This window comes from Ruegeria sp. CE12 (genome assembly GCF_056537525.1).
Genome location: NZ_JBQFRS010000081.1, coordinates 1 through 520 on the forward strand (window position 1 = coordinate 1; position 520 = coordinate 520).

The window sequence follows — 520 nt, forward strand, 5'->3', positions numbered from 1 at the left end:
CATGACAGTGTATCGGATTATCGCAAATGGCGACCATCTCGAGCATGGGATCCGCGAAGGGCTGTTCAACGTTACCTCCATCATATCTGGCACAGGCTATTCTTCGGTGGATTACCAACTTTGGGGGCCTTTGCCCGTGGTGGTGTTCTTCTTTGTCGGCTTGATCGGGGGATGCGCGGGTTCGACCTCCTGTTCCATCAAAATATTCCGCTACCAGATTTTGCTCGAATCCATCTCCACCCAAGTGCGCCGCTTATCGGCCCCCCATGGTGTGTTCGAACCTCGCTTTGAGGGGCGGCCTGTTTCGGCAGATGTCCTCTCCTCCGTCATGGGGTTCTTTGTGCTGTTCTTCGTGTTGTTGGGGATTTTCGCGGTGGCTTTGGGACTGACGGGGCTAGATTTCGTCACCTCTGTGTCTGGGGCTGCCACCGCCTTGGCTAATATCGGGCCAGGATTGGGGGATGTGATTGGCCCCTCTGGCAATTTCGCGCCGCTCAATGATGCGGCGAAGTGGATTTTG

At 55.6% G+C, this 520-nt stretch carries 1 protein-coding gene; it reads left to right on the forward strand.

What is annotated here, in order from left to right:
* Positions 1–520 (forward strand): potassium transporter TrkG (locus ACR0IO_RS23265; RefSeq protein ID WP_480745242.1); only part of this gene is annotated, 520 nt, incomplete at both ends.